This is a genomic window from Nocardioides sp. (genome assembly GCF_036374615.1).
Classification (GTDB): Bacteria; Actinomycetota; Actinomycetes; order Propionibacteriales; family Nocardioidaceae; genus Nocardioides.
Genome location: NZ_DASUTK010000080.1, coordinates 1 through 7853, shown reverse-complemented (window position 1 = coordinate 7853; position 7853 = coordinate 1). Strand labels below are relative to the sequence as shown.

At 69.2% G+C, this 7853-nt stretch carries 6 protein-coding genes and 2 tRNA genes; 6 read left to right on the top strand and 2 right to left on the bottom strand.

The window, feature by feature from the left end:
• Positions 1–187: 187 nt before the first annotated feature.
• Positions 188–1585, bottom strand: coding sequence for an FG-GAP repeat domain-containing protein (locus VFZ39_RS06635; protein ID WP_330864946.1), 1398 nt, complete (start codon positions 1583–1585; stop codon positions 188–190).
• A gap of 122 nt (positions 1586–1707) precedes the next feature.
• The gene (locus tag VFZ39_RS06630) at positions 1708–2649 is read right to left on the bottom strand and encodes a 3-methyladenine DNA glycosylase (RefSeq protein ID WP_330864945.1); all 942 of its coding nucleotides are present in this window, start codon (positions 2647–2649) and stop codon (positions 1708–1710) included.
• A 25-nt stretch (positions 2650–2674) separates the two neighbouring features.
• Here VFZ39_RS06630 and VFZ39_RS06625 point away from each other — a divergent pair, with 25 nt between their 5' ends.
• The 6 genes from VFZ39_RS06625 to VFZ39_RS06600 all read left to right on the top strand — a co-directional run bounded on the left by VFZ39_RS06625 (position 2675) and on the right by VFZ39_RS06600 (position 7609).
• Positions 2675–4075, top strand: a complete 1401-nt coding sequence (locus VFZ39_RS06625; RefSeq protein ID WP_330864944.1) for a pyridoxal phosphate-dependent decarboxylase family protein — start codon at positions 2675–2677, stop codon at positions 4073–4075.
• 25 nt (positions 4076–4100) lie between these two features.
• On the top strand, positions 4101–4910 hold the full coding sequence (locus tag VFZ39_RS06620) for a fumarylacetoacetate hydrolase family protein (protein WP_330864943.1): 810 nt from the start codon (positions 4101–4103) through the stop codon (positions 4908–4910).
• Positions 4907–6361, top strand: a complete 1455-nt coding sequence (gene gltX / locus VFZ39_RS06615) for a glutamate--tRNA ligase (protein ID WP_330864942.1) — start codon at positions 4907–4909, stop codon at positions 6359–6361. Before VFZ39_RS06620 ends, gltX begins: the two co-directional genes overlap by 4 nt.
• Positions 6358–7335, top strand: a complete 978-nt coding sequence (locus VFZ39_RS06610) for a CPBP family intramembrane glutamic endopeptidase (protein WP_330864941.1) — start codon at positions 6358–6360, stop codon at positions 7333–7335. The genes gltX and VFZ39_RS06610 overlap by 4 nt, the downstream gene beginning before the upstream one ends.
• 34 nt (positions 7336–7369) lie before the next feature.
• Positions 7370–7441 (top strand) — tRNA-Gln (locus VFZ39_RS06605).
• Positions 7442–7533: 92 nt separating this feature from the next.
• Positions 7534–7609: transfer RNA gene (locus VFZ39_RS06600), tRNA-Glu, on the top strand.
• The last annotated feature ends 244 nt before the right edge of the window (positions 7610–7853 follow it).

Here is a 7853-nt window from a genome sequence, read left to right as displayed (position 1 = left end):
GGGTCTAGCCCTCGAACGCGCCCGAGACCGGATCTGGACCCTCAACAGCGTGCAGGTCTGGCACCTGTTGACCGCGGGGCGCGGCTGGTCGGGCGACGAGTACGAGGACTGGATCGGGTCCGCCATGTGCGATGCGGTGCTTGCTTGACGTCAAGCAAGTAGCCGTTCGCACTCCTCCGCGCACTAGCTAGCGGGCCAGAATGACGAGCTGGCGGTATCCGCGACGGAGCAGACCCCTCTGGCCCTGACGAGGGATGAGCATGCCGTTGCTGATAGTCCACGCTGCCCGCGTTCCTCTGTAGCCGGGGATTGCGCTGCAGGTGTCACCGTTGCCGTTGCGCCGATTCCTCGTCGGGGGCTGGGGTACGGGTAACGCCCTGAACTGGTTGCCGGCCCCCGAGTTGATGAGCATCCAGTCCCGTCGCTGACGTCTGTCTGTAGGGGACGCCAGGCCCTGGACAACCAGCAGGTCCGTTGCGAGATCGCGATTCGCGCGACCGCTGCAGAAGCTCCGGCCGGCGCTCAGGGGAAATCTGAAGTCGGCCTGTGGAAAGTGCGGCGGCTCCTGACTGTTGAGACGCACGACCAGCTTGGTTCGGGACAGCGTCACCAGATCCGGCCACGTGTCGCGGTTCAGGTCGACCAGCCCGGCGTCGTTCCAACGCCTGGCTGGGAGGCCTTGGAGCGCGGCCACTTCGCGATAGGAGACCGGTCCATCTGGCGTCGTTCGGTTCCGGTAGAGGCGCAGCGAGTAGGAGCAGGACAGGAAGTCTTGCCTCCCATCGAGATCGAAGTCTCCTGTGGATGAACAGGATGTGTTCTGGACCGAGGGCAGTCCGCCCGTGCGTCGTCCCACGAACCGCCGACCGTGATTCACAAAGATCCGGTCCCGACTCGGGTGGAGAACGGGCTCCGCGTTGCCCACGAACAAGCTCGGCCTGCCAGTGCCGCGGATGTTCAAGATCGAGACCGTTCGGCCTCGCCCCGAAGGATCTTTGGCCCCCCACGAAGCCACGACGTTCTTGAAGCCACCATCTCGCTGCTGAATCAGCAGCGCGTTCTTCTTGTGCGAGACCGTGCCGATGTTGGCGCCCCGGACGCAGTACAGGTCGGGCCGCCCATCCGGCCGTGTGCTCGCTGGCCCAGCGAAGTCGGCCGCGGCGCAGTTGTGGCGGTCGGTGCTCGGCAGGGAACGATCGAACGTGAATCCCCCGCGGCGTTTACCCAGCCAGATCTCCCACGGCTGTTCGTGGAACGAGAGGAGAACGTCCGGATTTCCGTCGCTGTTCTTGTCGAAGACAAGACTGTCGCCCCACGTGTGGGAGAAGGCTCCCAACCCCTGTCGTGGGCGATCAACTCGGCGGGTGATGTCGCGCACGCGGGCTTGGGAGATGATCCGCGACGAGTCCAGCTCGGGATCGCGACCAGGCTGGGAGTCGCCGTTGCGGGTGCTCGCGGCCTCTTCGTGGCTGCCGGATAGCACCTCGACGGTATCGACGGGCCAAGCGGGGCGCCCCGACAGCGTGGCAGCGAGGGCGGCGACCAGCGACACGGCGAGGACGGGCGCGAGCGGCGTGCGCTTCATGATCCCAGGCATGCATGCAACGTCCTGCAGACGGTGTAGTCCGCGCATCGTAACGGGCAGTCCCACGTGTATGGCGCCGTTTGCGAAACGGGTCCTGCTTCACCCGCTGGGGACGCGCTCACTCATCGCCTGCCAGCTCCATCGGCCATCGGTTCCAGATGACCCAGCAATCGCTGACACTCCCGGATGAGGTCCGCTCGAAGTAGCTGCCCCCGCTCGGCAAAGGACTTTTGATGCTGCGCGTACTCCTGCTTCCCCTCGGCCGTCTCGATCCGCACCGGCTCGAGCCCGAACGCCGTGAGGTCGTACGGCGCGGCCCGCATGTCGAGCTCGCGGATGTTCCACGCCAGCTCGAAGCAGTCGGCGACCAGGTCCGAGCTCACGAGCGGACTGAGTCGGAACGCGTGCTTGTAGAGGTCCATCCCGGCGTGGAGGCAGCCCGGCTGCTCGAAGTCGGGCCGGTCGTCGGGGCCGGGTGAGAGCGTGTTGCGGGGTCGCGCCTCGTCGGTGAAGAAGCGGAAGGCGTCGAAGTGGGAGCACCTGATCCGGTGCGACTCGACGACCGTGTCGGTGCCGGCACCGCCGAGCCGGAGTGGCTGCGGGTGCCGGGTCTCATCGGCGCGGTAGACCATCGCCCACTCGTGCAGCCCGAAGCACCCGGTGTGGGCCGGCCGGGCGGCGGTGGCAGCGAGCAGCCGGTGGATCGACCCGATGAGGCGCCGCTGCCCGGCGAGGTACTCGTGCCCCACTGCCACCACTTCCTCCGGTGGTTGAGGTGTGAGCGAAGCGAGCCTCGATACCCCCGGAGATCGGGGCCACGAGACCTGGTACCCCTTCAGCCCGGCGTACTCGGCCGCGTCCTCCAACGCCACCCCGTACCCCGGGTGCCAACGGAGCAGCTGCGCGGGCCGGTGCGAGTAGTAGGAGAACAGGAAGTCGTGCACCGGATGCTTCCGGCCGGTCCGCCGTCGTTCGAGGTGGGGCTCGACGTACGGCGCGAGCCGCGCGGCGTGGGCAGCGGCGCGGGCGCGCCAGACGGTGGCCGGAATGGTCTCGACGGGCACGGTTCGAGGGTACGAGGATGGCGCGATGACCGAGACATCCGCGGGGGCATCCCCGGAGGGGTACGACCCGCTCTCGCGAGCGCACGCGCACGCAAGTGCGTGGCTGGCCAGCCTCGACTCCCGCGACATCCCGCCCACCGCAGATGCGGTCGAGGTGGCCAAGCGGCTCGGTCGCGACCTTCCGGACGGTCCGACCGATCCGGGCGAGGTCGTGGACCTGCTGGCGGAGGCCTGCGAGCCCGGCCTGACGGCGATGCCGTCGGGACGATTCTTCGGGTTCGTCGTCGGCGGCACCCACCCGGCGGCCCTGGCGGCCGACTGGCTCGCCACCGCGTGGGATCAGAACGCCGGCATGCGCGCGGTGACCCCCGCGACGACGGCGGTGGAGGACGTCGTCGAGGCGTGGGTGACCGACCTGCTCGGGCTGCCGCCCGAGAGCGCGGTCGGGTTCGTGACCGGCGGCACCATGGCCAACTTCACCGGCCTGGCCGCCGGGCGGGAAGCGGTCCTCTCGCGAGTGGGCTGGGACGTCGCCGAACGCGGACTGGTGGGTGGCCCCGGCGTGCGTGTGGTGGTGGGGGAGGAACGCCACGATTCGGTCGACCTCGTGCTCCGCTACCTCGGGCTCGGTGCGCCCGAGGCCGTCGCCGCCGACGACCAGGGCCGGATCGACGTGACGGCGCTCCGCAGCGCGCTCGAGGACGGCGACGGCCGCCCGACCATCGTCGTCCTGCAGGCGGGCAACGTGCACTCGGGCGCGTTCGACTCCTTCCCCGAGGCGATCGCGCTGGCGCACGAGCACGGGGCCTGGGTGCACGTGGACGGCGCCTTCGGCCTCTTCGCCGGCGCGTCGCCTCGCCACCGGCACCTGGTCGAGGGATACGAGGCCGCCGACTCCTGGGCGACCGACGCACACAAGACGCTCAACGTCCCCTACGACTGCGGCGTCGCGATTGTGCGCGACCGAGCGGCGCTGCGGGCTGCGATGTCGATGGTGGGCCCGTACCTCATGCAGGACGACACCGTCGGTGACCCGTTCGAGAAGGTGCCCGAGCTGAGCCGTCGCGCCCGCGGCGTCCCGGTGTGGGCGGTGCTGCGCACCCTGGGCGGTTCCGGCGTGGCGGCGCTGGTCGACCGGCTGGCCGGCCACGCGGCGGCGTTCGCCGAGGCGGTCGTCGAGATCCCGGGGGCCGAGGTGCTGCACGACGTCGTCTTCACCCAGGTGTGCGTCGCCTTCGGTGAGGACGCCCGGACGCTCGACGTGGTCAGCCGGATGCTGAAGGACGGCACGGCGTGGACCAGCGGCTCGGTGTGGCACGGCCGGGCGGTGCTCCGGATCGCGGTGAGCAACTGGTCGACCACGGAGCAGGACGTGGAGCGGACCCTGGCCGCGCTGCGCGCCGCGGTCGCCGAATCGGGGAGCTGAACGCTCCCTCGATAGGGTCGGGGCCGTGCGTATCGCAAGGTTCACCACCGGGGACGACCCGCAGTACGGCGTGGTCACAGGTGACGTCGACGAGTTCGGTCAGCCGGCCGACGACAGCGTGGTGGTCGCCCTCATCGGCGACCCCCTGTACGTCGGGATCGAGGTGACCCAGGAACAGCACCGGCTGGCCGACGTCCGGCTGCTGGCGCCGGTCCTGCCACGCAGCAAGGTGGTCGGGATCGGCCGCAACTACGCCGCCCACGCCGCCGAGATGGGCAACGACGTCCCGGACGAGCCGCTGATCTTCATCAAGCCCAACACCAGCGTGATCGGCCCGGGCGAGGCGATCGCCTATCCCTCGCTCACCGAGGATCTCCACTTCGAGGGCGAGGTCGCAGTCGTGATCGGGCGGATCTGCCGGGACGTGCCTGCAGCCAGGGCCACCGACGTGATCTTCGGCTACACGATCGGCAACGACGTCACCGCCCGCGACCTGCAGCGCTCCGACGTGCAGTTCACCCGGGCGAAGGGCTTCGACACGTTCTGCCCGCTGGGGCCTTGGATCGAGACCGACCTCGACCCGCAGGCCTTCGCGGACGGCCGGGCTGTGCAGACGCACCTCAACGGCGACCTCAAGCAGGACGGCAACACGCGCGACCTGATCTTCGACATCCCGACCCTGGTCGAGAAGGTCTCGGCCGTGATGACGCTCCTCCCCGGTGACGTGATCTTGACCGGAACGCCGGCCGGGGTCGGTCCGATGCAAGTGGGTGACGAGGTCGAGGTGTCGGTCGCCGGCCTCGGCTCCCTGACGAACCCGGTGGTGAAGCGATGACGGCACCCAGGCCGCGGGTCCGGATGGCCCCGAGCCCGACCGGCAGCCCGCACGTCGGGCTCGCCCGCACGGCGCTCTACAACTGGGCGTTCGCGCGTCATCACGGCGGCACCTTCGTGTTCCGGATCGAGGACACCGACAAGGAGCGGTCCACCCAGGAGTCGTATGACGGCCTGATCGAGGTCATGCAGTGGCTCGGCCTCGACTGGGACGAGGGACCGCTCGTCGGGGGCCCGTACGGCCCGTACCGGCAGAGCGAGCGGGACCACATCTACCGGGACGTCCTCGAGAAGCTGCGCGGCCACGGCTCGACGTACGACTGCTACTGCACCACCGACGAGGTCACCGCCCGCCGCAAGGCGGCCGGCTCCAAGGTGCAGGGGTACGACGGCTTCTGCCGCGAGCTCACCGACGAGCAGGTGGCCAAGTTCCGCGCCGAGGGTCGTGCGCCGGTCGTCCGGTTTCGGATGCCCGACGGCGAGATCACCTTCACCGACCTGGTCCGCGGAGACATCACGTTCCAGACCGAGTTCGTGCCCGACTACGCGCTGGCGCGCGCCAACGGCGACCCGCTCTACACACTGGTCAACCCGGTCGACGACGGGTTGATGGAGATCACCCACGTGCTGCGCGGCGAGGACCTGCTCTCCAGCACGCCGCGACAGGTGGCGCTGTTCGAGGCCCTCAAGGAGATCGGCGTCGCGAAGGCCACCCCCGAGTTCGGCCACCTGCCGTACGTGATGGGGGAGGGCAACAAGAAGTTGTCCAAGCGCGATCCGCAGGCGCACCTGCTGGCCTACCGCGAGCAGGGGTTCCTCCCCGAGGGGCTGCTCAACTACCTCGCCCTGCTCGGCTGGGCGATCGCGCCGGACCGCGACGTGTTTACGCTCGACGAGATGGTCGAGAAGTTCGACATCGGCGACGTGAACCCGAACCCCGCCCGGTTCGACATCAAGAAGGCGGAGGCGATCAACGCCGACCACCTGCGCATGCTGTCGATCGACGAGCTCACCCACCGGGTGCTGCCCTACCTCAAGGCCGCCGGGGTCGTCGGCGACCCCGTCCACGACAGTGATGCACAGCTGCTCGAGCTCGCGATGCCGCTGGTGGCCGAGCGGATGAACAAGCTCACCGAGGCCATCGACATGCTCGGCTTCCTCTTCGTCAGCGAGTCCGACTTCGAACGGCACGACGAGATCGATGACGCCGGCCGGGAGGTCGTGCAGGCGGCGTACGACGTGCTCGCCCGCCTGCCCCACTGGTCGACCGCCGAGATCGAGGAGGCCCTGCGCACCGCCCTGGTCGACGGCCTCGGCCTCAAGCCACGAAATGCCTTCGGGCCGGTGCGGATCGCGGTGACCGGCCGCAAGATCTCCCCGCCGCTCTTCGAGTCCCTCGAGCTGCTCGGTCGCGACCGGAGCCTCGCCCGACTGTCCGGCGCTCTCGCGTGAGCGCCTGGATCCCACCTCCTGGGGCGGCGCTCGCGGCGAAGCAGGGCCTGCCCTACCACCTCCTGCTCCGGGGCGGCCTGCAGCCGACGTGGTGGCGGTCGCTGGTGGGGGTGCTCGCCCTCGCCGTGGCGATGCTGCTGCTGCTGCCGCTCGCCGTGATGGTGCCGTTCGCCGTCTACTACGCCGCGAGCGGCCAGGAGGTCGGCTCGTCGGTGGCGCGTCTGGTCGACCTCACCCAGCCCACGCCGGCCGGCCTGGCCTACCTCAACCTCGCGCTGGCCGGGCTGATCCCGGTCACCTGGGTGCTGATCCGGTTCCTGCACGGCCTGCGGCCGCGGTGGGTCTCGTCGGTGTCTCCACGGCTCCGCTGGAGGTTCCTGTTCGTCTGCTTCGGGCTGTCCGTCCTCGCGTTGATCGCGACCCTGGTCGTCTCGGCGCTCCTGCCGCAGCGGGCAGAGACGTCGATGTCGGGAGAGGTCAACGACTTCACCCCGATGATCCGCGACTTCATGCTGGTCGTGCTGCTGCTGACGCCGCTGCAGGCGGCCGCCGAGGAGTACGCGTTCCGCGGCTATCTCACCCAGGCGTTCGGCGGACTGTTCCGCAGCCCGGTGCTGGCGGTGGGAGCATCGTCGTTCCTGTTCGCCCTCGCGCACGGCGCCCAGGACCCACCGATCTTCTTCGACCGGTTCGCGTTCGGGGTCGTCGCCGGCACGCTGGTCGTCCTCACCGGCGGTCTCGAGGCCGGCATCGCGATGCACGTGCTCAACAACTGGCTGGCCTTCGGGATCGCGCTCGCCTTCGGCGACATGAGCTCGACCCTCAACCCCACCGGGGGCACCTGGTGGAGCATCCCGGTGACCCTCACGCAGTCGGTCACCTACCTGCTGCTGGCGTGGTGGGTGGCACGTCGGATGGGACTCGCGACCCGGTCGGATCCGGCCGTTTTGGCCGCCCCGGAGGCCCGAGTGTAAGGTCTTGCCTCGGCTCGAAAGGGCCTGTCACCAGTGGGATATGGTGTAATTGGCAGCACGACTGGTTCTGGTCCAGTTAGTCTAGGTTCGAGTCCTAGTATCCCAGCGAAGTCCCGGATCTCCCTCGTGTGGAGGCCCGGGATTTGGTCTGGATCACGGCGCTTCGCTAGGGTTCCGATCGCTGTCAGTGCAGCACCTGCCCCCGTTGTGTAGCGGCCTAGCACGCCGCCCTCTCAAGGCGGTAGCGCCGGTTCGAATCCGGTCGGGGGTACCACGCTCAGAAGGGGCTCTGACCAGCGGAAACGCTAGGCGGGGCCTCTTCGTCATTTCCGTCGAAACCGGGCTCGGGCAACACTTGGGGCAACACGGGGCAACGCTCGCAGGTCGGCGCGCCGCCGCTGCGCCGCCTCTCGAGCGGCGTCCATCGCAGAGGCAATCTCGTCAAGCCAGGGGGTCGGGAGACAGTGTGAATGGGGCAATGAGCGGTGAAAGACGAGACGACGTGAGGCGACGCGGGG